23 protein-coding genes and 1 riboswitch are annotated in these 25,782 nt (G+C 44.2%); of the genes, 16 read left to right on the top strand and 7 right to left on the bottom strand.

The genetic code is table 11. The features are described 5' to 3' along the window. Positions 1-5 precede the first annotated feature (5 nt). Positions 6-1,901 carry a squalene--hopene cyclase gene (gene shc, locus DC345_RS21850; RefSeq protein WP_113054897.1) on the bottom strand — a complete coding sequence of 632 codons (1,896 nt, stop codon included), beginning with the start codon at positions 1,899-1,901 and terminating at the stop codon, positions 6-8. A 355-nt stretch (positions 1,902-2,256) separates the two neighbouring features. Between shc and DC345_RS21845 the strand changes: the two genes are divergently transcribed. Together DC345_RS21845 and DC345_RS21840 are read left to right on the top strand one after the other, a co-directional pair. Further along, complete coding sequence (locus DC345_RS21845) at positions 2,257-3,768, top strand: glycoside hydrolase family 30 protein (RefSeq protein ID WP_113054896.1); 1,512 nt, start codon at positions 2,257-2,259, stop codon at positions 3,766-3,768. A 227-nt stretch (positions 3,769-3,995) separates the two neighbouring features. After that, positions 3,996-8,063 carry an S-layer homology domain-containing protein gene (locus DC345_RS21840; RefSeq protein ID WP_113054895.1) on the top strand — a complete coding sequence of 1,356 codons (4,068 nt, stop codon included), beginning with the start codon at positions 3,996-3,998 and terminating at the stop codon, positions 8,061-8,063. Between the two features lie 101 nt (positions 8,064-8,164). Here the strand turns inward: DC345_RS21840 and DC345_RS21835 are convergent, their stop codons facing one another. Both DC345_RS21835 and DC345_RS21830 read right to left on the bottom strand, forming a co-directional pair. Then, positions 8,165-8,623, bottom strand: a complete 459-nt coding sequence (locus DC345_RS21835) for an OsmC family protein (RefSeq protein WP_113054894.1) — start codon at positions 8,621-8,623, stop codon at positions 8,165-8,167. A 182-nt stretch (positions 8,624-8,805) separates the two neighbouring features. Beyond that, positions 8,806-9,723: an AraC family transcriptional regulator gene (locus DC345_RS21830; protein ID WP_113054893.1), complete on the bottom strand. Its 918-nt coding sequence runs from the start codon at positions 9,721-9,723 to the stop codon at positions 8,806-8,808. 243 nt (positions 9,724-9,966) lie between these two features. On the opposite strand from DC345_RS21830, the gene DC345_RS21825 reads away from it, so the two are divergent. The 5 genes from DC345_RS21825 to DC345_RS21805 all read left to right on the top strand — a co-directional run bounded on the left by DC345_RS21825 (position 9,967) and on the right by DC345_RS21805 (position 13,708). Beyond that, positions 9,967-10,554, top strand: a complete 588-nt coding sequence (locus tag DC345_RS21825; RefSeq protein WP_113054892.1) for an NAD(P)H-binding protein — start codon at positions 9,967-9,969, stop codon at positions 10,552-10,554. Positions 10,555-10,639: 85 nt separating this feature from the next. Then, positions 10,640-11,626 (top strand): aldo/keto reductase, encoded by a 987-nt coding sequence (locus tag DC345_RS21820; RefSeq protein ID WP_181586685.1) that lies wholly within the window; start codon positions 10,640-10,642, stop codon positions 11,624-11,626. 178 nt (positions 11,627-11,804) lie between these two features. Then, positions 11,805-12,782: an aldo/keto reductase gene (locus DC345_RS21815; protein WP_113055004.1), complete on the top strand. Its 978-nt coding sequence runs from the start codon at positions 11,805-11,807 to the stop codon at positions 12,780-12,782. A gap of 76 nt (positions 12,783-12,858) precedes the next feature. Continuing rightward, a riboswitch (guanidine-I (ykkC/yxkD leader) is annotated at positions 12,859-12,959 on the top strand. A gap of 96 nt (positions 12,960-13,055) precedes the next feature. Continuing rightward, positions 13,056-13,397, top strand: a complete 342-nt coding sequence (locus tag DC345_RS21810) for a DMT family transporter (RefSeq protein WP_113054890.1) — start codon at positions 13,056-13,058, stop codon at positions 13,395-13,397. Beyond that, entirely contained in the window at positions 13,394-13,708 is a 315-nt protein-coding gene (locus DC345_RS21805; RefSeq protein WP_113054889.1) for a DMT family transporter, read from the top strand. The genes DC345_RS21810 and DC345_RS21805 overlap by 4 nt, the downstream gene beginning before the upstream one ends. Before the next feature lie 91 nt (positions 13,709-13,799). Here DC345_RS21805 and DC345_RS21800 read toward each other — a convergent pair whose 3' ends face one another. Further along, positions 13,800-14,177: a hypothetical protein gene (locus tag DC345_RS21800; RefSeq protein WP_113054888.1), complete on the bottom strand. Its 378-nt coding sequence runs from the start codon at positions 14,175-14,177 to the stop codon at positions 13,800-13,802. A 497-nt stretch (positions 14,178-14,674) separates the two neighbouring features. On the opposite strand from DC345_RS21800, the gene DC345_RS21795 reads away from it, so the two are divergent. From DC345_RS21795 to DC345_RS21785, 3 genes are all read left to right on the top strand, one after another. Next, complete coding sequence (locus tag DC345_RS21795; protein ID WP_113054887.1) at positions 14,675-16,039, top strand: DEAD/DEAH box helicase; 1,365 nt, start codon at positions 14,675-14,677, stop codon at positions 16,037-16,039. 189 nt (positions 16,040-16,228) lie between these two features. Then, the gene (locus DC345_RS21790; protein ID WP_113054886.1) at positions 16,229-16,558 is read left to right on the top strand and encodes an antibiotic biosynthesis monooxygenase; all 330 of its coding nucleotides are present in this window, start codon (positions 16,229-16,231) and stop codon (positions 16,556-16,558) included. 335 nt (positions 16,559-16,893) lie between these two features. Further along, positions 16,894-17,244: an MmcQ/YjbR family DNA-binding protein gene (locus tag DC345_RS21785; protein WP_113054885.1), complete on the top strand. Its 351-nt coding sequence runs from the start codon at positions 16,894-16,896 to the stop codon at positions 17,242-17,244. A gap of 149 nt (positions 17,245-17,393) precedes the next feature. Here DC345_RS21785 and DC345_RS21780 read toward each other — a convergent pair whose 3' ends face one another. Then, positions 17,394-17,942 (bottom strand): TetR/AcrR family transcriptional regulator, encoded by a 549-nt coding sequence (locus DC345_RS21780; RefSeq protein ID WP_113054884.1) that lies wholly within the window; start codon positions 17,940-17,942, stop codon positions 17,394-17,396. Positions 17,943-18,146: 204 nt separating this feature from the next. On the opposite strand from DC345_RS21780, the gene DC345_RS21775 reads away from it, so the two are divergent. Beyond that, positions 18,147-19,322, top strand: coding sequence for an MFS transporter (locus DC345_RS21775; RefSeq protein ID WP_113054883.1), 1,176 nt, complete (start codon positions 18,147-18,149; stop codon positions 19,320-19,322). Positions 19,323-19,408: 86 nt separating this feature from the next. Continuing rightward, positions 19,409-19,879: a GNAT family N-acetyltransferase gene (locus DC345_RS21770; protein ID WP_113054882.1), complete on the top strand. Its 471-nt coding sequence runs from the start codon at positions 19,409-19,411 to the stop codon at positions 19,877-19,879. A 90-nt stretch (positions 19,880-19,969) separates the two neighbouring features. Here the strand turns inward: DC345_RS21770 and DC345_RS21765 are convergent, their stop codons facing one another. Continuing rightward, positions 19,970-20,566, bottom strand: coding sequence for a TetR/AcrR family transcriptional regulator (locus DC345_RS21765; RefSeq protein WP_113054881.1), 597 nt, complete (start codon positions 20,564-20,566; stop codon positions 19,970-19,972). A 129-nt stretch (positions 20,567-20,695) separates the two neighbouring features. Between DC345_RS21765 and DC345_RS21760 the strand changes: the two genes are divergently transcribed. Then, positions 20,696-21,277 (top strand): cysteine hydrolase family protein, encoded by a 582-nt coding sequence (locus DC345_RS21760; protein ID WP_113054880.1) that lies wholly within the window; start codon positions 20,696-20,698, stop codon positions 21,275-21,277. Between the two features lie 36 nt (positions 21,278-21,313). Then, the gene (locus DC345_RS21755) at positions 21,314-22,576 is read left to right on the top strand and encodes a cytochrome P450 family protein (protein WP_113054879.1); all 1,263 of its coding nucleotides are present in this window, start codon (positions 21,314-21,316) and stop codon (positions 22,574-22,576) included. A 148-nt stretch (positions 22,577-22,724) separates the two neighbouring features. Here DC345_RS21755 and DC345_RS21750 read toward each other — a convergent pair whose 3' ends face one another. Beyond that, positions 22,725-23,744, bottom strand: coding sequence for a zinc-dependent alcohol dehydrogenase (locus DC345_RS21750; protein ID WP_258530755.1), 1,020 nt, complete (start codon positions 23,742-23,744; stop codon positions 22,725-22,727). 233 nt (positions 23,745-23,977) lie between these two features. Between DC345_RS21750 and DC345_RS21745 the strand changes: the two genes are divergently transcribed. Next, the gene (locus tag DC345_RS21745) at positions 23,978-24,649 is read left to right on the top strand and encodes a response regulator transcription factor (protein WP_113054878.1); all 672 of its coding nucleotides are present in this window, start codon (positions 23,978-23,980) and stop codon (positions 24,647-24,649) included. Next, entirely contained in the window at positions 24,646-25,713 is a 1,068-nt protein-coding gene (locus DC345_RS21740) for a HAMP domain-containing sensor histidine kinase (protein WP_113054877.1), read from the top strand. The genes DC345_RS21745 and DC345_RS21740 overlap by 4 nt, the downstream gene beginning before the upstream one ends. The last annotated feature ends 69 nt before the right edge of the window (positions 25,714-25,782 follow it).

The raw sequence follows: 25,782 nt of genomic DNA, 5'->3' as shown, positions 1-25,782 counted from the left end.
AGTTTTTAAGATGCCCCATATTTGCTTCTGTAGTGACTTAATGTGAGAAGAGGCCAAATATATGTATAGCTGTGATAATGGGAATAAAAATTCCCGGGCAGACCAGCTCCTGTTGGATAAGTGGTTCTCCAATCGTTCTCGTGCATTGATGCAATAAGCCTTAGAATGCCTTGATTCATCTCAGGTGTAGGTTCGGATTGGACTGCAATTAGTGTGTCAAGTGCCCAAGCGGTCTGAGAAGGGGTGCTCTCCCCTAATGGCACATAGTGTAGGAGTCGGTCACTCTGACAGGATTCTCCCCAGCCACCGTCGGAGTTCTGGATATTTAAGAGCCACTGCACTCCTTTTTGCACTGTATCATGGTTTGCAGGTAGCCCAACTGCCATAAGACCGGTTAATGCTGCCCAGGTACCGTAGATATAACATACGCCCCATCTTCCGTACCACGAGCCATCTTTCTCCTGGTTTCGAATAAGCCATTTCGTTCCACGATTGATCCATTCATGCCTGGTGTCAAGCCCGGCAAAGTTACCGAGGTACTCCAAGGTACGTCCCGTCAGGTCAGCTTCTGAAGGGTCTGTAGCCGCGGATTTGGCACCATCAATGGCAAGCCAGGTGAGCATCTCCTTGTTTGTGTTTTTTTCGAATGCCGGCCAACCGCCATCTTTATTTTGCATGGACAGAACCCAATTCAGTCCGCGATTCCAGGATTCCTGAAACGTTGGAAGAGTAGTGGACATGCTTCGGATAGCCCGTAAAGCTGCCGTTGTATCATCCACGTCTGGATTGATTGTATTCGACTCCGAAAATCCCCATCCTCCAGGGACTGTATTCGGATTATGGATGCTCCAGTCGGCTCTTTTATTTTGCTGACGGGAGAGCAAATAGGAGGCCGCGAGCTGAATAGACTTATGGTCATCGGTAAGAGAAGCCTCCTGCAATGCGTAGGTGATTAAGGCCGTATCCCATACGGTTGATGGAGAGTTTTGAATCGTTGTTTTACCTCCTGAAGAACGGCACTGCATTGCCGTGAGTCCGGTTATGGCTTTTGTAATCAAGGGATGCTGCTTATCGTATTTTAGGGCCAATAGGGCAAAAATCATGAGAATTGTACTACTGGCGTAGCTGTATAATGTGCCATCAGACTCAATCCGTTCTATCATGAACTGTTCCGCCTTCGTTCTTGCCGTGTTGTGGATGTGGCGAGGATTACCGAGCATTCGGCTTCTCCCGCTTAGAATGTTGTTCTGCATTTCCTGATATCCACGAGCAGTTGACTCATCAGCAACATTCCGTAAGTCTGTCAGATCAGACAGATCGGGAGCATGGGTTGCTGTAATGGAGAAGCGCAAGTCTGCCATAATGAGCATAGGAGTGAGGTGAACTCTGGAATAACCGGAAAATTCAAAATAGTTGATGGGAAAATAGTTAGGGAACATGAGTATCTCCAGGGGGATCATAGAGATGGATAAAGGCCATTTCATTTGTCCGGTGGCGGCAAGTATGGCTTTGGTCAAAATGCTGGTAACTTTTTCGATACCTCCTTTGGACTGAATATACTGTTTGGCCCGCTGAATTGGCTCGTCCGTGCTCTGGCTGTACCCGGAGTAAAGAAGGGCGTAATAGGCTTCAACCGATGCGGATAAATTTCCATCCTCTTCATCGGTGTACAATCTCCAGCATCCATCCTTTTGCTGTTCGTTAAGGATACGATCATGCAACTCCCGGATCAGCGCTTCATTTGGGACTTCCAATATTCGAAAGAGAATGATGACATAAGCATCAATTACTGTACCGTTCTCAAAACAGAAATGCCAGGAACCATCTTGTCGCTGCTGTTGAAGTAATGAAGTCGTCATCCGACTTATTTCCTCATCAATCGTGCTCAGTATATGGCTCATTGCGCGGATACCTCCAGAGTACGTCATTTATGTATTATATGATGGCAATCAGGGGGAAATGAGGAGCAGAATGAGCGTAAAATCCAGTCCTTTTCAGGTTTTTTTACAATTTTAAATAAAAAAATAAAATTTACTGTTGAAATTTTTTCCAATAAAGTGTATAAATATCTTTGTTAACGCTTACAAGTTTTTTGATCTATATCTTTCTCCGATACCCTTCAAAAAGGAGGTGTTAGTACTAAGGTATGCAATAAAGTGAAAAAGGACTTTATGATTTTAAAAATGAAATCGATTTCATTTTCTGGTATTTGATATTTGGCTGTTCAAATAATAACAAATTAAAGGAGATATGTTGATGAAGATATGGAAAAAGAGTGCGTTAGTTTTACTGTCCACTTTTCTGGTAACGGCGGGTTCATATGGTTCATATATGCCCAAGACTGCGCATGCAGCAGGTGAACAGGTGGAGGTATGGATTTCAACTTCAGACCCCAATTCCGAACCGGCAGTGGGGCTTAGAACAGATGCGAGACTCACCAAGATTGCATCCAAAAACTTCAGCAGCAACTCAGGCAATGCTGATGTTACTATTACGGTAAATGAGAACAAAACGTATCAGCAAATGGATGGTTTTGGAGTGTCGTTAACGGATGCTTCCGCATGGCTCATGAACTACAAGCTGGATAACAATAAGCGCGCGGAAGTGATGGAGAGGTTGTTTGGCACCACAGGCATTGGACTTAGCTTATTGAGACAGCCGATCGGAAGTTCTGATTTTGCCTGGGCCGCCTACACTTATGCCGATACGCCAAATGATACTTCTCTCAACCAATTTACGATCGACCGGGACAAGGCTTACATACTGCCCATGGTCAAAGCGGCAATCGCTAAGAATCCCAATATCAAAGTCATGGGTTCCCCATGGAGTGCGCCTGCCTGGATGAAATATTCCAACAATCTGAACGGCGGCAAACTGAGAGCAGAACACTATGGCACATATGCAAACTATTTCAAAAAATACATTGAAGCCTACCAGGCTGAAGGTGTACCCATCTATGCTGTTACGTTGCAAAATGAGCCAATGTACGAGCCTTCCCATTATCCTTCCATGGGTATGAATGTACAGGATCAGACGGGCTTTATCGGCGATTATCTTGGACCAACACTCCGCAATGCCGGAATTAACACGAAGATTATTGCATTCGACCATAACTTTCTGGACTGGAACTTCCCGAACCAAGTTATTACGAATCTGAAGAACGCAGGCAAGGGTAGCTACGTATCCGGCAGCGCATTCCACCATTATGACAGTGGGGACGGATCGACAATGACCTCCATGAATAACAGTCACCCGGACAAGGAAATTTGGTTCACGGAGGGTGGTTTCGGCAACTGGAATGATCCGCAGAATGGGACCTCTTCAGGCTTCGATAATATGATGAACGAGTTCATTAATATTACGAGAAACTGGTCCAAATCGATCATTCTCTGGAACGCTGCCCTGGATCAAAAAGACGGTCCAGCATTGCTTTCACCGAACAACACGAACAAAGGCATGATTACAATCCGTAACTCGGACAACCGTAATGATGCTCCTGAGAATAATGTCACATATCACAAACAATATTATTTGCTAGGTCACTTTAGTAAATTTGTAGTACCCAATGCATACCGCATTGACAGCAACACCGGATCTGAAGTCAAAAATGTGGCTTTCCGCAATCCGGACGGTTCCAAAGTGGTAGTTGCCTACAACTCTTCCAGTGCGTCGAAAAATGTGAAGATCCAATGGGGCAGCCAAAGCTTCGTTGTCACTATTCCAGGCAAGTCGGCCATGACGTATAAATGGTATGGAAATGTATCTTAAGGGATAGCAGGAATTCAGATTCCCGCATCCAGCAACCTGGGGGCCGCGAGCAGTCGCGGCTCTTTTATTTTCTTTTATTAAAAGATCATCCACTGTATACATTTGTTGTGATTTTTACATATTCAAGGATTTTACAATTTTAATAATATGATTTTTTAGTTTAACTGTCCTCTTACATTGGGTTGATATACTAGCCTGAGCTTTTACATGGGAGAGGGGTTAACAACTTGAAAGATATCAATCAACGCTGGGTAGCAACGATCCTTGTGGCCGTAATGGTTATTCAAACATTCTGGACATTTGCAGGAATCGGCCATGCTGCAGCATCAGAAAACCTTAACACCAGCAATTTAGCGAAAAACGTGGTGATCAGCCATTTTTATGGAGGCAAAAAAGACGACGTACTCGACGTGTACGGCAACGATTTTGTAGAACTATATAATCCGACAGCAGAACCTGTTTCGCTGAGCGACTGGTCTATACAATTTGCGGATACCCAAAAGAATAATTGGAAGTTAGCCCAGCTAGGGACAACGACTGCCCAGATTCCGGCATATGGTTATTATTTGATTGCGCTTGGCAGCAACGGAAACGTCGGAGAGCAGCTTCCACAGCCGGATGCCACTGAAGCTTCATTTAAATTAGGCAACAACAGTGGCAAACTCGTTTTGTTAAATACGACACAACTGTTGACAGCAAACGATCCAACGGCAGATGTTTTACAGGAACATGTAATTGATTTTGTTGGATATAGTGCTGACGCTTATTGGGGGAGTCCGGCGCCGGAAGCGGGCAAGCAGAGTACCATGCAGCGTTTGGTGTATGATCCGCTAAATCCAGAAAGTAGCACGACTGCAGCTGCGTTTCCGAATCGCGGAAACAACTGGGACACACGGAATAACGGAAATGACTTCGAGAAGGTCAAAGGGGCGAAGGCTCGCAATTCAAGCACAACTTCCGCCTATGTCATTTTGGAAAGTAATCAAAGGTTAGAGATGCAATCTGCCTCGAGTGTTGATCCTGTACATAACAAGATTACGTTAAATGCATTTGGAGGCTTGGTTAAGCAGGGACCATGGTCATCCGATGACTTCAGTGTACTAGGCCTCCCGGCAGGATTCACTGCTGAAGCCAATGCGAACGGAGATCAGATCGAAGTGACCATAACTGGAGACGGTACCGGGAATGTGGTTTCAGACAGCCTTCTGACATTTGAGATTCAACCTGGTGCGTGGGATCAAGTACACAGACCAGTCTCATCCTTAACGGTGTATCAAGGAAGCAATACTGTAACATTGGCACAGTTCATACCTTCCAATAAGATTGTAGCCACATTGGACTCCTCATCGTCCAACATTCGAATGAACGGTGCGAAGAACTTGAATACCACGATTCAACTCAATCTTAGCGCCGGCCTTCCCGTGGATGGAGTACTGGACTCGAATGCTTACAGTGTGACGGGCCTTCCTGAGGGAGACTGGAGTATCAAGGCTGAGGGCCGAAGCAGTGATCGTACAATTACACTCTCCATTTCGGGTACATCCACTTCTGCTGTCATGAACTCCGTCATGCTGAATGTGACGTTAATGGCTGAGGCAGTACAGGATACAGACTGGCTGGCTTCGGAAATGATCGGCGTCCCCCTGCTTCGGTACAGTCAACCACTTCTGGCTGATGAGAATCGCAGACATGCCGTTGAAGACAGCATCATAGCGGACAATACAGGTTTTAATGACCCTGCCACCAAAGAATATAAATATGGAAGTGATGCCATGGGAGCGAACGAATACACCTTCCTGCGCGGTACACATTCCTTATTCAAAGCGGATCTGGCAGACGGTCTTATTCCTTCTCCAAATTCGATAATTCCAGGCTGGAATGAGAAGGACATTCTTACGTACACGCAAGGCGACGCGCATATTCAGAATGTGGGGACTTTTAACGATAGTACCAACCAAATGGTGTTCAGCTTAAACGATGTGGATTCTTCCGGAATCGGCAGCTTTTATGACGATCTGATTCGCTTTGTTACAAGTGTTTATGTAGTCAAATACGAAAAAGACAGCTCTGCGATTACAAATCTGCAGGACGCCGATTTCCGGGATGTATCTCGAACCTTTCTAAATACCTATAAAGATACGCTGATAGAGATTAATAGCGAGAAAAACCCCAAGAACACCAAGTTGACCAAAAGCAATGTAACGGCTTATACGAAAGAGGTCATGGACAAAGTCTCCAAAGTGTCTTATGAGGAAGCTTTGCAAAAATTGCTCGGCAAGCGGGCACTTGATGGGAAATTGAACATTGCTGGCAACTCCGATAAGTTTGAATCCGCTACAGATGCAGAGAAATCTTCCCTGCAAGCCGCTTGGGAAGCATACAAATTACAAGTCAGAAGCAATTTCCCGAACCTGAGTGACGATGAGTTCGATGCCTATTTTAAGATCAAGGATATTGTACGCCGTATTCATCAGGGAATTGGCAGCATTGGAGTTGAACGGTACAATGTGTTAATCGAAGGAGCAAGTGAGGCCAATACGGATGATATTCTGCTTGATGTGAAAGAGCAGACTCGGGACGCCAATGTATCGAAAGATGCTTATCTTAAAACTTCAGTTGATCCCGATTCTTATCTGGGTGTACTTGAAGCAATGAATCGCTCATATCTGATCAAGGAAGTCTCACCTTTTAAAGGTGATTACACAGATAAGCCATTTAAGAACAAACAAGAGCTGGAGCAGTATTTGGTCGATGCGGCCAAGGCTTATGCTTATGCAAGTTCACGCTTGGACAAGGTATCCGATGAGTTGGACTATCGTTTTGAGGAACGTTTTGTAACGAATATCGTACCCATCTGGGATGATTTGCAGAACTTTATTCTTAATGCAGCGGAGGATTACTCCCACCAGGTCGCAGCGGATTTTGCGCTTGTAAAGGAAGATATGCGAAACGGGAAGCTGATTGACGTTTCCACATTGGATGATATATCCGTTGATCAAGGTTCTTTGACTCCAGCATTCAATCCTGCAATTACGGCGTATACTCTGAATGTTGAACAAGCAACAGACTCCATCAACATTACGGCGAAGGCTACGGATAGCCAGGCTGCCTTGTCTGCCAAAGGTGAACCTTATCCAAACGGAATAAACCAATCGTTCGGGCTGTCCGTTGGGAAAAATGTAATTCCAATTACGGTGCAAGCACGTAATGGATCAAGCAAGACTTACAGTGTAACTGTTGTTAGAGCCGGAGAATCCACCTCCGTTCCACCAACGCCTTCGAATCCTTCAACTCCAACTGGAGGAACGAATGGTGATCAAACGGGTACCACTGCCAACAGTGGAACGATTACTGTGAATGGTGGATTGTTGAGCCTGGGCGGGGTCAATATCAATGTGCCAGCTGGATCGACGGATAGCAGTATCGTCATTTCCGTAAATAAAGTAAGCCAAACGGCGAGTCTGTTCACCAATTCCACATTGAAACTGCTCGGGGATGTCTATGAGATTACTTCAAGCAAGAGTGGGGATTTCAGCAAGCCGGTAACTGTCACTTTGCCATTTGACAAGAACAATGTAGACTTTGACAAATCAATAGTGGGATTGTATTGGTTCAATGAGCAAGTCCAAAAGTGGGTTTCACTCGATAATATGAAAGTGGATCAAATGAATGGAACGGTATCGGGGACCATTAATCATTTTACCAAGTTTGCTGTTCTGGTATCCGATAAGACCATAACGCCAACTCCGGAAGGAAGCAAGAATTTCACGGATCTCGTAGGACATTGGGCTTCCGGCAGTATTATGGATTTGGTTGAACTCGGGGTAATCCAGGGTTATCTGGACAACAGTTTCAGACCGGATAAAAAAATTACCAGAGCCGAATTTATCACTCTTATCATTAAGGCTTTACATCTGCAAGGCTCTTCTGACAAAGGATTTGCGGATACTGCGACGCATTGGGCGCAAGACGCAATTTCCACTGCGGCAGGTCTGGGCATTGTGAATGGATATAGTGATAACACCTTCGGTCCAGATGAATTGGTGACCCGCGAGCAAATTGCGACTATGGTCGTTCGTGCAGCGCAGATCGCGGATTCAGATAGTAATATCAGCTTCTCCGATGGAGCTGAAATATCCGGTTGGGCACGTTCTGCACTTGCTGTGGCCATTACCAATGGGCTCGTTAACGGTTATCCAGACGGAACATTGAAACCGAAAGGGAATACAACTCGCGCAGAAGCTGCTACACTCATCGAAAGAACTATTCAATTGACAAAACAATTCGCAAAATAAATCATAGATTTCAGAAAGGCTGCTCTCCAGCAAGTTTAACTTGTTGGGAAGCAGCCTTTTTGTATTCTTTGTATATTTTTGTATCTGGATCATTCGTTTTGTTACAACGATATCCCATTTTCGATAATGACACGATTGAGCTTGGTATTCACTGGGTTGGAGATCGTATCACCCACAGGACATTTACTTTCTAAAAATTTTACAAATGATTCAACTTTTTCTTCAGATGAGCTGGTTTTAATATAAAATGTGTACCGAATATCGGAATAACCGGGACGTACATCAGATCGGTTAAAAAATCCGTCAAGATCCAGATCACCTTCAACTTCAACTCTGAAATCATCAAGGATAACATCGAATTTGGAGGCATATACCCGGGCCACAATGGATTGACATGCGCCAAGTGAGGCGAGTAAAGCTTCTACAGGATTCATTCCCGTATCCGTACCACCAAGGTTTGTTGGCTCATCGATGATCAGTTCGAATTGTCTTGCTTTGGTGATCACTTTAACCCCATCTTGTAGATGGGCAGTAGCTTTGAAAGTCTGAACATTAGCCATCTGATCCCTCTCCTTTATAAAACATTGTATGTAACTTGGTTTAGTAAGGATTATAGTTCCATGAATCATATGCTGTCAATATAAGGATGGGAATAGAATTAGATATTCACTCTTTAAATTAAAAAATGGATAGCCCAATGGCTATCCATTTCTCTAACATTTCCATTTCTCAGCCGATGTACTTATTCGCTCATAACATGATCGTATTTTTCTTTCAACCGTTTGATATCTGCTCTCGGCGGCGCGCCGAACATGCGGGAGTACTCCCGGCTGAATTGGGACGCACTCTCGTAACCAACCCGGAAGGCTACATCCGCAGCATCAGCTGACTCAGCCATGAGGAGTCGACGTGCTTCCTGAAGCCTAAGCTGCTTCTGAAACTGAAGTGGGCTCATGGCGGTAATTTCTTTGAAATGTCGATGGAATGAGGACACACTCATGTTGGCTGTCTCCGCAAGATCTTCAATTCGAAATGGTTGCTCCCAATGTCGAACAATATGCTCAATGGCTTCCCGAATCCGGTAGCTGCTGCTGCCTTCCACTGCAATCTGTGCCAATTCAGCTCCATAAGGTCCCTGCAAAAGGCGATACAGTATCTCCCGCGTATAGAGTGGGGCAAGGAACGGGATTTCTCCCGGCGTATCCAGCAGCCGAACCAATCGAAGTACAGCATCTTGAATGGAGGGCTCCATCTGTCCAACAAATAGGGCGCGTCTGGCGTTTTCTTTAGAGGTGACCTTAATATTACAATCATTCAGTACTTCAAGAATCTGGTTCTGTGTAAACTCAAGCTTCAGACTTAAGTAAGGCGTATCAGTGGATGCTTTTATAATCTGACCAATCACTGGAAGGTTCATGGAAGCAATCAGATAATTGGATGGTCCGTATTCGAATCTTTCCTGTGCCAGCAAGATTTCTTTCAAGCCTTGAACGATCACACAAAAGGAAGGCTTGTAAACCCGGTAAGCAGGCTCACTTATGCTGGAATGCTGATAGACATAAAGGGAAGGGATTGCTGTTTCCTTAGAGCTGTTATGAATGGAGTGACGTTGGATTAGTTCGGTGAGTTCCTGTTTCTGCTGCACTGCATTATCGGACATACATATCCTCCTTGCGAGTTGTTCTTGCTTCATTATAAGACTTAACGACTTTAGAAAAAAGTGGGCCTGAGAGGATCAGGCAATCAATTAAGACAAATGATATACCGCTTCGCTTCTTCAGTTCGGCATAATAATATTAGGCTCGCAGAATCAAGCAAGAGGACCGAAAAGGCAATCAGACAGCATAGCTGTAGTACCTCTACGAAAATAGCAACTTTATCCTGAACAAAAGGAGGTAAGGAAATGAGTCACATATTAGTTTTGGGTGCCAACGGTCAAATCGCCCGTGAAGCGATAGACTTGTTTCTAAATGAAACCGATGTCAGGCTAACACTTTATTTGCGGAAATCCAGCAGGCTTGGAAATATCGATTCGAATCGTGCGCGTGTGATCGACGGTGACGTGATGGATCAAGTCAAATTGAAAGACGCCATGAACGGCGTGGACGTTGTCTATGTCAATCTTGCAGGTGACCTGGAACAGTATGCCAGAACCATCGTGGAAACAATGAAATCTGCAGGAGTGAAACGTCTGATTTTTATCAGTTCCATGGGGATCTATGATGAAGTGCCTGGACAGAAGTACAGCAGCATATTGGACCCTTATCGTAAAGCTGCTTCCATTGTTGAAGCTTCAGATCTAGATTATACAATCTTACGGCCGGCGTGGTTTACCAGATCTAACGAGATTGATTATGAAATAACCCAGAAAGGCGAACCATTCAGAGGCAGCGAAGTATCCTGCAAAAGCGTGGCCGCTTTGGTTGTTAAGTTGTCAGAGTCACCAGAACTGGAAATACGTCGCAGTATAGGTGTGAGTAAACCCCATTAATTCAGTGTACTCCTAAATGGAGATAATAAATTCATGTACGTTAGTTCACATTCACATCATTTGAATGAAGAAAGGAAGTTATATGATGCAAAAACGAACACTGGGAAATAGCGGATTGGAAGTTTCGGCAATTGGGCTTGGTTGTATGGGAATGAGTTACGGGTATGGTCCAGCTTCGGACAAAACGGAAATGATTGCGGTCATACGGGAAGCTGTTGAACGCGGAGTAACTTTCTTTGATACCGCCGAAGTCTATGGTCCATATATCAATGAAGAACTCGTTGGCGAAGCACTTTCCTCTGTACGCGATCAGGTTGTCATAGCGACAAAGTTCGGATTTGACATTCAAGGTGGCAAACAGAGCGGGATGAATAGCCGTCCTGAGCAGATCAGGAAAGTTGCCGAAGAGTCTCTTAAACGACTTAAGATCGAGACAATTGATTTGTTTTACCAGCATCGTGTTGATCCGGACGTGCCGATTGAAGAGGTTGCCGGAGCCGTGCAGGATCTGATTCGAGAAGGTAAAGTGAAGCATTGGGGGCTGTCGGAAGCTGGCGTGAACACGATTCGACGTGCACATGCCGTTCAGCCGGTCACTGCTGTTCAGAGCGAATATTCCTTATGGTGGAGACGTCCGGAAGAAGAACTGATTCCAGCGCTTGAGGAGCTCGGTATTGGTTTTGTCCCTTTTAGTCCTTTGGGTAAAGGATATCTCACGGGAAGTTTTAATGCGAAAACAACGTTTGATCAGGGGGATTTGCGTAATATTCTGCCACGCTTCACTCCAGAGGCCCTCGAGGCCAATCAAGTGCTGGTTGATCTGTTGAAAGAGAAGGCGGATAAGATCCAAGCGACCCCTGCACAGATTGCACTTGCTTGGCTGCTGGCCCAGAAACCGTGGATTGTCCCGATCCCGGGAACGCGCAAGTCGAGTCGCCTCATAGAAAATATGGATGCCGCGGACATTAAACTTTCACCCGATGATGTACAGAGCATTAATGATACAGCTTCAAAAATCACCCTGATGGGTTCCAGATATACGGAAGAATTGGAGAGAAGAACGGGTCTCTGATCCATTTTAGTATGCCAGAAAGATGGGTGGAAAGGTTGAGTAAACGCTTATCGAACCAAATGAAGCAAATTGTAATCGAGAGATTGGAGTCCCAGATCAGATGGGAAGAAAATCCGATTTTCAAAGAATTGTATCTCATTTATTGGATAAAATTAACTTCATAAAGGGGTGTTTGATTTTGGAATATGTAAAACTGGGTCGTACCGGACTGGACGTATCGAGATTATGTCTTGGTTGCATGAGCTATGGTGTCCCTGAACGCGGAATCGCTCCATGGTCGTTGAACGAGGAAGAGAGTCGTCCTTTTATCCAAAAAGCGCTGGACTTGGGTATTAACTTCTTTGATACAGCCAACGTCTATTCGGATGGTACAAGCGAAGAAATCGTGGGTCGAGCGTTGAAGGATTTTGCTCGTCGTGATGAGGTTGTTATTGCAACAAAGGTTTATTTTCGCATGAAGCCGGGGCCGAATGGTGCAGGTTTGTCCAGAAAAGCCATTATGAATGAGATTGATAACAGTTTGAAGCGCCTTGGGACCGATTATGTGGATCTGTATCAGATCCATCGATGGGACAGCAGTACTCCAATTGAAGAAACGATGGAGGCGCTTCATGATGTCGTTAAGGCGGGAAAAGTCCGATATATTGGAGCTTCTTCAATGTACGCCTGGCAATTTATGAAGGCTCAGCATACGGCGGAACGCAATGGATGGACCCCATTTGTCTCCATGCAGAATCTGTTGAATCTGATGTATCGGGAAGAAGAGCGGGAAATGCTGCCTCTCTGTCGTGAAGAGGGGGTTGGGATCATTCCGTGGAGTCCTCTTGCCAAGGGGCGTCTTACCCGAGATTGGGATGAGAAGACTGCGCGTTCATCGAACGACGAAGCAGGAGACCGACTCGCTGCGGGAATGGTTGATGCCGATCGTAAAATTGTGGAGACTGTCGCTGATATTGCGAACAAACGAGGTGTTTCCAGAGCGACCGTTGCACTGGCATGGGTATTGCAAAAAGAAGGTGTCACCGCACCAATTGTGGGTGCAACGAAAGAACATCATCTGGAGGATGCCGTATCTGCCTTGTCCGTCAAGCTGGATCCGCAGGAGATTGCAAGCTTGGAGGAATTCTACGTACCGCACAAAATATACGGCATGTAAGATCCTCTTGCCCTAGTAGAGAAAAAGGGTTGCCAATCTAAAAGAATTGTGTATAATTGGAGTCACATCAAAATATTCAAATGTTTTCTAGGGTTCCGCGACAGTTATGTCGGTCTGGTCCGAGAGGAAACTCACAGCCTGTTGGTTGTGTCACGGAGGGACAAAAGCCTGGGAGATGAACTGCTTAATGCAGTTTGTTTCCCGGGCTTTTTTATTTTGGCTTCATGTAACTAATAATACACGTAGCAAAATTTGATAAGGGGTGTGACAGAAATGAACAAAACATGGTTGTCCGTCGTTATTGCAGCTTTATTTGAAGTCGGTTGGGTCATTGGATTGAAACATGCCAGTGGTTTTCTGGAGTGGGGGGTTACAGTGATCGCCATTATTGTCAGCTTCACCTTGATGATTGCGGCATCCCGCTCACTTGATGTAGGAACTGTTTATGCAGTATTCGTTGGACTGGGTACAGCAGGGACTGTACTGGCAGAGATTATATTGTTTGATGCGGCAATTCAATCTGGGAAAATGCTGCTCATTGGGGTTCTTTTATTGGGCGTAATCGGTCTTAAAATGCTCAGCAAAGGAAAAACAAAGGAGGTAAATGAATCATGAACTGGGTATATCTTATTTTGGCAGGTGTCTTTGAAATGATTGGGGTTCTGATGATTAATAAATTGCACAAAGATCGTAACTTGATGTCAATCATACTGCTGGTTGCGGGTTTTGGACTAAGCTTTCTGTTCCTATCGCTTGCGATGAAGACTCTTCCGATGGGGACGGCATACGCCGTATGGACGGGAATCGGCGCTTCCGGGGGAGCCATTCTCGGCATGATATTTTATGGGGAACCACGAAATGCGTTAAGAATTCTGTTTATTGCCATGGTGCTTGGATCAGCAGTAGGGTTGAAATTGGTGAGTTAATGGACTGATTGATATGAACGAAAAAAGAAAAGCGTTGATGTTCAGATTGTATTCTGAACTTAACGCTTTTCTCAAATTTAAAAGGTTTAGTTTAAGGTTGAACTATTTTATCGAGATAGTAATTCTGTATCCATCCCCACGCCTGATATTTGTAACTGTAGACATATAAGTAAGTCATCCCATCTACAAGAACGCTCTCAGTCCCACCATAAACCAAATCGCCGTAAACATGTGAGCCAATATTCACGCCAGTAGGTGACGGGGTTTTCCGGAAATTAGAATAATCATTTACTTTATAGTAGGAAGACAAAGCCATTATGCTAACTTCTGAATTAGGTGACTCCTGAACAACGACTGGTGTGGAAGATGGAATGATGGCTGTATCACTTACAGCTTGAGCTGCAAAAGCTCCCGAAGCGGGAATTAACGTCGTGGCCAAAAGAGAAGCTGCAATGAATTTTTTTAACATTTGAAAGTCTCCTTTTTCATTAGGATTAGAATACGTCACCTTTTTAAGTATTAATAATCTCTAGATGATGTTAAAAAAATGGATCTTCTCTAACATTGAGATGGAGTGATATTTTATTGAATAAAATTAAATATATATACTCCTTTCTGTGTACTATTCACTCTATATGCACCTGTGAACATGTATAATATACCATATTTTGTAATGGAAAATGTTTGAAATATTTATGTCATTTGGAATAATAAATTGAGTACAATTTATGAGAAAGTGACTTATTTCATAGTGATGAGCTGATATAAAGAATAATACATAGGGTATTAGTCCAAATAAAAATTAATAATGCCAAGGTGAAGCCGCATAAGTTTATTAAAAGGAATTGTTAAGAAACTTTTAAAAGAACATATACAGATAGCTCTTTTAATGTTATCCTTATGTGTTACGTTTTGAAATGAGATATACGTCAAATGAATATTTGTTGCGTAAATTAAGGAGACCTAATGACATTTAAAGACTTGAATATTATACCCGCAATTTTGGAAGGCTTAAGCAAAGCAAACTATACTGCCCCAACACCTATACAGGAACAGGCGATTCCAGCCGTATTGGCAGGCAGAGATTTGCTTGGCTGTGCACAAACAGGTACAGGAAAGACAGCAGCATTTTCTGTTCCTATCATTCAGTTATTAATTGAAAAGTCGAACGGCCCCAAAGCTGCACGTCATATTCGCTCATTGATTTTAACACCTACAAGAGAACTTGCGATTCAGATTTCAGATAATATTAAGGCATATAGCCGTTTTACCGATATTCGTTGTGCCGCAATCGTGGGTGGCGTTTCACAAAAAGTCCAGGAGCGTGCGCTCAATCAAGGTGCAGATATTATTATTGCAACGCCCGGTAGACTGATTGACTTGGTTAATCAAAAGCGCATTGATCTTAAACATGTACAAATACTGGTTCTTGATGAAGCAGACCGTATGCTGGATATGGGCTTCATTCATGATGTGAAACGGATCATCGCCAAGATGCCGAGCAAGAAACAGACGTTGTTCTTCTCAGCTACAATGCCTCCGGAAATTACAAAAATGGTAAAAACGCTGTTGGTTGATCCGGTAAGAGTAGAAATTACGCCCGTCTCCTCCACAGTGGATCGAATTGAACAGTCTGTGTATCTATTGGAAAATGGCAAGAAACAGAGTCTGTTGAATCATATTTTGCAGGATAAATCTATTGTTTCAGCACTGGTGTTCACTCGTACAAAGCGTGGAGCTGACCGTGTAACTCGCGATTTGTCCAAAGTAAATATTACGGCTCAGGCCATTCATGGCAACAAATCTCAAAATGAGCGTCAAAGAGCTCTAAATAATTTCAAAAGCGGAGTTACTCGAGTGCTGGTGGCGACGGATATAGCGGCAAGGGGCATTGATGTTGAAGAGCTGTCACATGTAATCAACTTCAACCTTCCTAATATTCCAGAAACGTATGTCCACCGAATTGGCCGTACGGGCAGAGCAGGGCATAGCGGAATGGCGATTTCGTTTTGTGAAAAGGAAGAGCTTCCATTCCTGAAGGATATTGAGAAAGTAATCAAGAAGACCATTCCTGAAGTGAAAAATCATCCTTATCCGATGACAAGTGTGCCTGCGTTTGTAAAATCGAATCAAACATCAAAGTCCGCTCCCCATAAATCTGCAGCCGATAAACCAGGGAAGTCAAAAGCGAATCCGGCTCGCAAGCCTAAATCCGAGTGGTTTAAAAAGAGCGGTAAAGCTAATCACAGTAAGCCAAACAGTAGTAAGCCTAACAGCGGGAAACCAAACCACAATAGTACAACTCACAGTAAACAAAGAGCAGCAAAGTGAATAAAGCTCTTTAAATAACGAGTAAAATGCCTTCTCCATTTCGTGGAGGAGGTTTTTTTATGGACACAAAATCGATGCGATATTGATAATCATTTTCAATAAGAATAGAATAAGAGAGAGGGAAATTAGCAAATGTCCCAAGGCCATTGTATTCAAGCAGTGACTTGTGGCGATTAGGAGGCGTAATTCATGTTCATTCAAACTCGTATTATGGTAGTCGAAAAGGGTCACAGTCATAAACTGGTGGAACGTTTCAGTGCCCCTAGCCCTGTAGAAGAAATGCCGGGACTGATTGATTTCAGTGTAATGGTTAACAAAAAGAGTAAAGAACACGAAGAAGTAATGGTGCTGATTCGTTGGGAATCAGAAGAAGCATGGAAGAATTGGGAGAAGAGTGATGTGCATATTAAAGGTCATCGGGAGAAAAGAGGACAGGAGAAACCCGAGTATCTGATTAGCACTACGGTGAATATGTACGAAGTACAGAAAGTAAAGACAGCTAGAGTATCGAATGCTTAATTTGAATGATGAAAAACCGATCTCATGAATTATTTCATGGGGTCGGTTTTTTTGTTTGTATGTCCATAGAAGCTTTGTCGCATCATTCTATGTAGAGGTACATTGTAAATCTACAACCCGATCCATCTGGTTGGCCCTGCGCGAAGGTCAATGGTTTCTCGACACTACCCGATTACGTATCGTAGCGATTAAAGAATCTGTCTGAGAAGATAATTCCTGTATTACTGGAAGAATAGTTGAAATGAAATGCTTGATATTTACATGCAAACGTACATTCGGTATCATTAGATTGGGTAAGGAAGTTGTTGTCTTCTGCGCAAAGGAGAGATACTGAATTGAAGAATAAGATTATCGAGTACTGTTTGAAAAAAAAGGGTGCAACGAAGGATTATCCCTTCGGAGCCGATCCTGTTGCTATGAAAATTGCAGGGAAAATGTTTGCGCTTATTTTTGAGGACAAGGCGGATAACGTTCGCTTGAACTTAAAATGTGATCCGATCATTGCGGAAAACCTCAGAGAGCAGCATGAAGCCGTTCAACCGGGGTACCATATGAACAAAAAGCATTGGAATACCATTGTTATAGATGGTTCCTTGTCCGAGCAGGATATCTTTGTGATGATTGATCATTCGTATGATTTGGTGGTCAAAACCCTGTCCAAGAGTCTTTTGGAATCCATATCGTAACTAGTCCACATGCAATAACAATTTAGATAGCAGGTAGTTGGCTCCAAGTGCAGAAAGATCAGTTTTTTTGAAAAGTAATAGCGGTAGTCCTGGGATGTTAACTTCGTATCCTGAGACTACCGCTATTTTGGTTACGTGCACTTTGCATGTTATCCCAAATTCATTTTAATTAATTCTCCTAATTGCTCAGACATGACCTCAGGTGGATGTGGCATTTCGTTCTTGATCCACCACTCAACGACCCCTACATAAGACATAACCACATATTGGCGAATAATATCCTCACTTAATCCGGATTTTCTGGCCTGAGATAACTGTACTTCCTCCTTGAAATCCTCATTCAGAAACTCAACCAGCCGGTTGCGGAATTGTGCCGCTCCCTTACTGGCCAGCATCGTCGAGAAGAACAAGTAATTCTGTTCCAAATAGGTAAACCAGGGAATAATGGATTCTTTCCAATCCAAGTCGGCAACCGAATGGCAAATTTCACTTAATTCTTTGATATGCCCGTCAATCAGCTTGTCCAGCAGATCATACTTATCGACGTAGTGAAGATAAATGGTGCCTCTGCTTACGTCTGCCCTATCGGAAATATCTTGTAGGGTAATATCATCAAAATTTTTTTCAGCCATCAATTCAATTACTGCTGCCTTGATGGCTTCTTGTGATTTTCGAATTCTTCGATCCACTTTGGTCATATGATTCTCACCAAACTTTCTATAGATAATGAACATTTTTATGATTCATGTTCAGTAATTAACAAAATGCGTTCAATTAACAATGGTAAGCTTTCTTATTCTGTCTATAATTATTAACAGATGTTCATTAATATATCAATATTTGTTTTTGTACAAGAACAGATCAAGTTATAGATATCATAATAAAAATGAGGGGGATGAATGATGCAGCGTTTATGGACAAAGTCATTTATTTTAATGACGCTGGGTTTGCTTTTTTTATTTACTGCATTTTATATGCTGTATCCTACACTGCCGCTTTTCATTAAAGAGATGGGTGGCAATGAAAAACAGGTGGGCTTCGCCATGGGTGCATTAATGTTATCTTCCGTCATCATTCGTCCTTTTGTCGGTGGACTATTGGATCGATTCGGCAGACGTCCGTTTATGATCGGGGGGTTGCTTTTATTTATATTGGTGATGTACATGTATAACTGGGTTGGTGGGATCATCATGCTGATCGGACTTCGTATTGTGCATGGAATGAGCTGGGCTATATCCACAACTTCCATGATGACAGCTGTGACTGACATGATTCCCTCCGCACGGCGCGGGGAAGGTATGGGGTGGTTTAGCACCTCCATGACGCTGGCGATGGCGGTTGGCCCCATGATTGGTCTAGGGATTATGCAAGGCACATCATATCAGACGATGTTTCTCTTTGCTGTTGGTTTGTCCGTCGTGGCCCTGCTTTTGACGCTGGGAGCCAAAATGCCATTTCAACCACATACGGACAGAAAGAAAATCCAAATCTTCGAAAAATCAGTCTTGCCTGTGATGGCGCCAATCTTTTTTCTTTTCATTGCATATGGCGGAATTACTACATTTGTACCCTTGTTTGCGGAGCAGATTAAAGTCAATTCCGGCACATTCTTTCTGGTCTATGCCGCAACACTTGCGCTATCCAGGCCCATTGCCGGAAAGCTGTCCGATAAGAAAGGAGAAACAGCAGTCATTGTCCCGGCCCTCATCATTACGATCGTTGCTTTGATTGTGCTTAGCTTCGCAACCAATTTGCTTGGCGTGCTCGCTTCAGCAGTTCTGTACGGGATCGGCTTTGGTTCCGCTCAGCCAGCTCTTCAGGCCATAACGCTTCGCCTTGCCCCCGAGGATCGGAAAGGGGCAGCCAATGCTTTCTTTTCAACGGCGACTGATCTCGGTATCGGACTGGGTGCCATGGTCCTGGGGCTGGTATCCGAATACATGAGTTATCACATCTTGTTTATGGTTAGTGCCTTGTCGGTGATGGTTTCTTTTTTGCTTTTCATAATCTACGTAAGACGGTTGTTGAAAATCAAGCAGACACAGCCTTCCGATACGAGTGATTCCGTTTCATTGTAGTTGAATGGTAGTGTGTTACATCCAAATTGTAGTATAATTTGTGCAGTTAAGAGCAGCAATTATTTCATGATGTGGAGGCTTACTGCATGTTCATTAGAGAGATAGAGGAAAAAGATAATCAAGAAGTAGAGTCTCTGATTCGAAGCTGTTTGATTGAATTCGGGGCCAATAAGTCAGGAACGGCCTGGGCTGATCCGAATCTGGGCGATTTTTATCATCTTTATCAACGGGAGGGCTCCAGGTATTGGGTGGTGGAGCATAACTCAACCATTGTAGCCGGCTGCGGAATCGGACCCGTGGAGGGATTTTCACATATTTGTGAATTGCAGAAGATGTATGCATTAAAAGAAGCACGAGGCACCGGAATCTCATATGAATTGCTTCAGATTTCGCTGGAATATGCCAAAGACCACTATGAACAATGTTATCTTGAAACGTTGAGCAGCATGGTCGCAGCTAACAAGTTCTATATCAAGAACGGTTTTATAGCATTGGACGAACCGTTAAATGCTACGGAGCATTTCGCTTGTGATGCATGGTATATCAAAACATTATAAATTCACACCTCAAGCTCCAAAAGCCTAGTTCAAGCGTCAGATTGTCGACGATGAATTAGGCTTTTTTGCATTTTTATATACCCATATACGTTAAAGAAAGGTCAAACAAAGCTGCTCCACAATGCGGTCGGGAGAGTTACCGCGCACGTTTTTTTGAAAAAGATACGAGTCATTGCTCATGGCCGTCAGAAGCATGTCCGTTTTGAACAAACTGATGGCCTGTGATTCGTTACTCTCTGTTGCCATCTCTTCGAATAGTTCAAATAGCTGCTGATGCAATTGGTCATAAAGAGGACTTGAGGTTCTGGACTCTGATCCTTGATATACTGCATTCTCAATACCCGAGAGCAATTCCGCATTTTTCTCTCTAAATTGGATAAATAACGTAAGCAGACCCCGCAATCGCTCAGATGGTGGACGCTGTACATTCTCCTGCAAGTATATCTCCACATCATCGAAGAACAGCGCTGCATTATCTTTGATCAAGTCCATGCATAACTCACTCTTATTACGGTATCGGCGGTATAAGGTACCCGCTCCAATCTGCGCTGCGGAAGCGATCTGATTCATGCTGACCCGCTCAACGCCGTGCAGCTCGAATAATTTGCTAGCCACATCCAAGATACGTTGGCGATTCTCGGCGGCATCCCGTCGCTCCGAACGAGAGGTGGTATTGGTTATATCCACTGTCTGTCACTTCCTATCCTTCGACGTCCAAAATTTGACAAGAGGAGAACCCTCCGTTTAATATCAAGAAGAGGTTAAGCGGAGAGTTCTCCTCTTAATCTTAATCAAAATGAGAGGGATGTGCAACCCATGGAAAGTCATCATAACCAAGCTGCACTTCTGGTCATGGATATGCAGAACATCATTGTATCGCAATATGTGAAGCACGAGGATGCACTGTTCCCGTTTCAGAAAGCGGTAGAAGCAGCTCGCAGACATAACGTACCCGTGATTTTTGTGAAGGTTGGTCATCGCCAGGAAGTCCCTCCAATAAGTGAGCGCAACAAGTTATTTGGAAAAAAGTCTAGCCGCGGCGATGTGAGCGAACCCAATCCGGCGATGAAAGTGGCAATGGACATCCATGAGTCGGTGCAGCCACTCCCAGGCGAGCTCATTGTGGACAAGTTCCGCGTCAGTGGATTCTCGGGAAGTGAATTGGAAAATCTCCTTCAATCCCATGGCATCAATACACTGGTCCTCAGTGGTATCGCAACCAGCGGAGTAGTTCTTTCTACATTATGTGAAGCGGCGGATAAGGACTACGCGCTGACCGTACTTTCTGATGCCTGTCTGGACAGAGACCCTGAAGTTCATCGTGTTCTCATCGAGAGTGTATTCCCCCAACATGCCGATGTGCTGACTGTAGATGATTGGATAAAAGCATTAATTTGAACCTAATATAATTTTCGAAGTGAAAGGGTGGTTATAATGAGCGAGCTAGATCCTAATGCTTCACAACAAGCAGCGCTGAGTCTGTTTAGTGGGGATAGTGGTGAAAACCCGTTTTCACTGATCAAGCAGTTGCGTGATACAGGTCCTGTTATTCCGGCATCTTTGCCAATGGGTGGTACAGATCGCGGGCAGTGGTTGGTCACACGAATGGAAGAAGCTTCACAGGTGCTTAAAGATCATGCCCACTTCACAGTTGACCCATTATCCATCGACGGCAATGAGAATGTCCTGAAAGCCTATGTGGAGAATATCGATCCAGATGCTCCTCCAACGTTCTTCACCGGGAAATCAATGCTCTCTGTAGATGAGCCTGATCATCGACGATTGCGCCGACTGGTCTCCAAAGCTTTTACCCCAAAATATATGGAAAGTCTTCGCCCGCGTGTGCAGCAGATCGCTGATGAATTACTGGATCAGGTTCAATCCCAGGGCGAGATGGATTTGGTCAAGGACTACGCCTATCCCTTACCGATTCATGTGATATCCGACATGCTGGGAGTACCTAAAGCGGATCGCCCACAGATCCAGACCTGGTCCTCCGCAATTGCACATGGTCTGGGCCTCGGAGTGCGTGAACCGGGAGTGGAGGAACACCTCCGAGCTTTCGGAGACTATACTGCGCAGCTGGTAGCTGAAAAACGCAAATATCCTGCGGATGATTTGATCAGCCAATTGATTGCCATAGAAGAAGAGGGCGATCGACTCAGTGAACCGGAACTGTTATCCATGATTACGTTATTGATTTTTGCTGGGCATGAGACAACATCCAATCTGATTGCTACGGGTGCAATGATGTTATTGGATCATCCTGAACAATTGGAGAAGCTCAAGGCTGATCTTAGTCTGGCACCTTCTGCTGTAGAGGAATTGCTGCGTTTTAACGGGCCAGCAACCATTGCCGGACCTCGTTTTGCAACTGAGGATTTAGAGCTAGCAGGGCAACAGATCAAAAAGGGAGATATGGTCATCCCCGTACTGAAATCAGCCAATCGGGATGAACTTCAATTTGAACAGTCAGAGGATCTGGATGTTGCCCGTCATATTAATCGTCATCTGGCTTTTGGTCATGGCATTCATTCCTGCTTGGGAGCTCCACTTGCTCGTGTGGAGGGAGATATCGCCTTTACAACGTTGTTAAAACGCATGCCTAATTTGCGACTTAATATTCCTCGGGAAAACATTGAGTGGCATTTGGCGCTAAGTTCGCAGAGCTTGGCTGCCTTACCTGTCGCATTTTAGCAGCAAGAGTTAGCGTTACGTTTTTTCTTGCGGCAAGAAGAAATGTATAATTCAAAAAATCCGCCATGTTTGGCGGATTTCTTGTTTTGGGCTATAAGTTTCATGACGAATGGCAACACTCCAGAAATATAGCTGTTTCATTTCAATATTATGTCAGATCAATGACCACTTTAACGGTTCCCTTGGCTTCAATGGCTGTAGTAAAGGCTTTCTGAATATCATCCAGTTTAAATACATGGGTGACCAGTGTGGACAGTTCTTCTTGGAAGCTGATCAGATGCTCCACCACCTTGGCAAAATCCTCGTGCGTATAGCCGCTGGAGCCTTTGACCTGAACTTCTTTGGACATAATCTGTTGTAAACTGATTGGTACTTCAGATTTATATACGGCGATAATTGAAATTCTAGCTTTAGGTTTAACGATCTTCATCATGTTCTCAAACAAAACCGGAGCACCTGCCGCATCAATAAACACATCGACATCCGGGACGTCAACACCGTATACGTTCACAGAACCGTAATGCCGGGTCAATCCTTCTTCAAGAGTGGTTTCACCTGTATTCACGGTTAACGCCCCAAGTCCCGCAGCTTTTGTCAAACGCCATTCATCCATGTCCACCACGCAGACATGTTTCATGCCTTCGGCAATCAAACTGGCAGCGGCCAGCAAGCCGATTGGACCAGCCCCCATTACAACAATGTGGTCTTCGGTCTCAGGGTTGGCACTGAAAGCGCCATGTCGCCCAACACTCATTGGTTCAATCAGTGAAGCGACTTCTGCGGATACCGTTTTATCCATTTGGTACAGATTATAATCAAGCTTGGCGTCTTCGATTAATACATACTGGGAAAACCCGGAGCATTCCAGGGATTTGCGTCTTCCTGCTTTTTTAGCAGTGATGGGATTAATCCCAACGCGCATTCCAATTTTGATCATCGCAGAAACTTCTGATCCAATTTCGACAATATCGCCGACCATTTCATGTCCAAATTCCGAACCAAGGCTGATGCCCATGTTACCGTTGCCAGCCTTCACAATATTAATATCAGTGCCACAGATGCCAGCCCGTACATTTCTGACCAGTACATCTCGGGGACCTACGACCGGGGTTGATCTTTCTTCAACACGAATATCATTTTTACCGTAATAGATGGCTGCTTTCATCATGCCTTTCACTCCTTATGACTGATTATCGCCCATTTGCAGGTGCTGCCTATGAACGATTCGATAGGGCAATCATGAAGTACTGATGTTTCCAAGTTGTTAGCAAGATGTTTGAGAGATATGAATTTAAATTATGAATTGAGAATAATAGATCGGTGTGCGCCGCCATAAACAATTTGTTAACAACTTTTTATTATAATGACCCCATTCAGTCAGCCGGAAAGGATGTTTTTTATATGATCCATATACTTGTTGTGGAAGACGATACCAAGCTCAATCGAATTATTTGCACCTATCTATCGAATAATGGGTATGAGGCCAAAGGGTGCTTTAATCCGCGTGAGGCTTATGATTTGATGTATAACCAGATGTACGATCTTCTCATTTCCGATGTGATGATGCCAGAGATTGATGGTTTTGAATTTGCCGAGACCGTAAGAGGCATCAATAAGACGATTCCCATTCTTTTTATTACCGCCCGTGATGATATTTCCTCCAAACAAAGAGGTTTTCTTGCAGGCATCGATGATTACATGGTCAAACCGGCGGATCTGGACGAACTGGTCCTGCGCGTGGGTGCTCTCCTGCGGCGGGCCAATATCGCCCATGAGAAGAAATTGATTGTAGGCAGTCTGCTCATGGACGCCAATGATATGACGACTACGGTGGATGGCATAGATATTCCTGTGACAGTCCGGGAATTCAACATTCTTTACAAACTGTTATCCTATCCGAAACATACCTTTTCAAGAGCTCAGCTTATGGATGAGTTCTGGGGTATCGAAAGTCAGACGAGCTTGCGTGCCGTGGATGTATACATTGTCAAACTTCGCGATAAGTTCTCCTGTTGTGAGGATTTCAAAATCATGACGGTACATGGTCTGGGTTATAAGGCTGTACTGCAATGAACAAGAAGCAGAAACCTGATGCACGAATCAAGTCCCACCTTTTTTCTTGGAAAGAGTTCTTGCTTACCTACCTTTTGCTGTCGATCCTGACGGCGGGTCAAGCCCTAATCTATGATGCGTATTTACCGGTGGAAGTTGTGCCGTGGCAGTACATTTTTGGAATCTCGGGATATTGGAGCATTGTGAGTCTCATTTTTTGCCTGGTCACCGCACGACAAAGGTACAAAACGTTTGATAAGCCTATGCGAAAACTCAGTGAGGCTGCAAAGCAGGTAGCAGAAGGTGACTTCTCGGTATATCTCGAACCGATTCATAGAGCGGACAAGCTGAACTATGTGGATGTCATGTTTGAGGACTTTAACAAGATGGTGGAGGAATTGAACAGCATTGAGACGTTGAAAAACGACTTTATTTCGAATGTATCCCATGAAATCAAGACACCACTGTCTGTCATTCATGGCTACGCCACGGCCCTACAGCAGGATGATTTGGAACCCGATCTTCGAAAGGAATATACGGATACTATTATTTCCTCTACCAATAAGCTGGCGACGCTCGTCGTCAACATCCTCAAGCTGAACAAGCTGGAGAACCAGGAGATTCTGCCTGTTGCCGATCCGTATGATTTATGTAGGCAGCTCGTGGATTGCGCGATATATTTTGAAAATACATGGGAAGAAAAAAATATTGAATTTGTGGTCGATATTGAGGATCGCGCGATGATTCAAGCTGAAGAGAGTATGCTGGAGATCGTATGGCACAACCTGATCTCCAATGCGCTTAAATTCACACCCTCCGGTGGAACAATTACCTTGAAGCAAAGTTCGGATGACGATACGATCACGGTTATGGTATCCGATACAGGCTGTGGGATGGATGAGGAAACGATGAGGCATATCTTCGATAAATTCTATCAGGGCGATGCTTCCCACCATGCGGAGGGGAACGGTCTGGGGCTTGCTCTTTCGCTCCGCGTTATTGAGCTGGTAGGTGGCGTCATATCGGTAAAAAGTGAGCCTAATAAGGGCACGACATTTACAGTCCAGTTACAAGTTAAACGTTGATATGCAATGCATAAGGACAGCCTGAATTCGGATTATTTCGAATTCAGGCTGTCCTTATTAATATTTCGT

This window comes from Paenibacillus taichungensis, assembly GCF_003287275.1.
GTDB lineage: Bacteria > Bacillota > Bacilli > Paenibacillales > Paenibacillaceae > Paenibacillus > Paenibacillus taichungensis_A.
The sequence above is the reverse complement of the archived record's forward strand: the minus strand, read 5'-3'. Positions and strand labels throughout refer to the sequence as shown.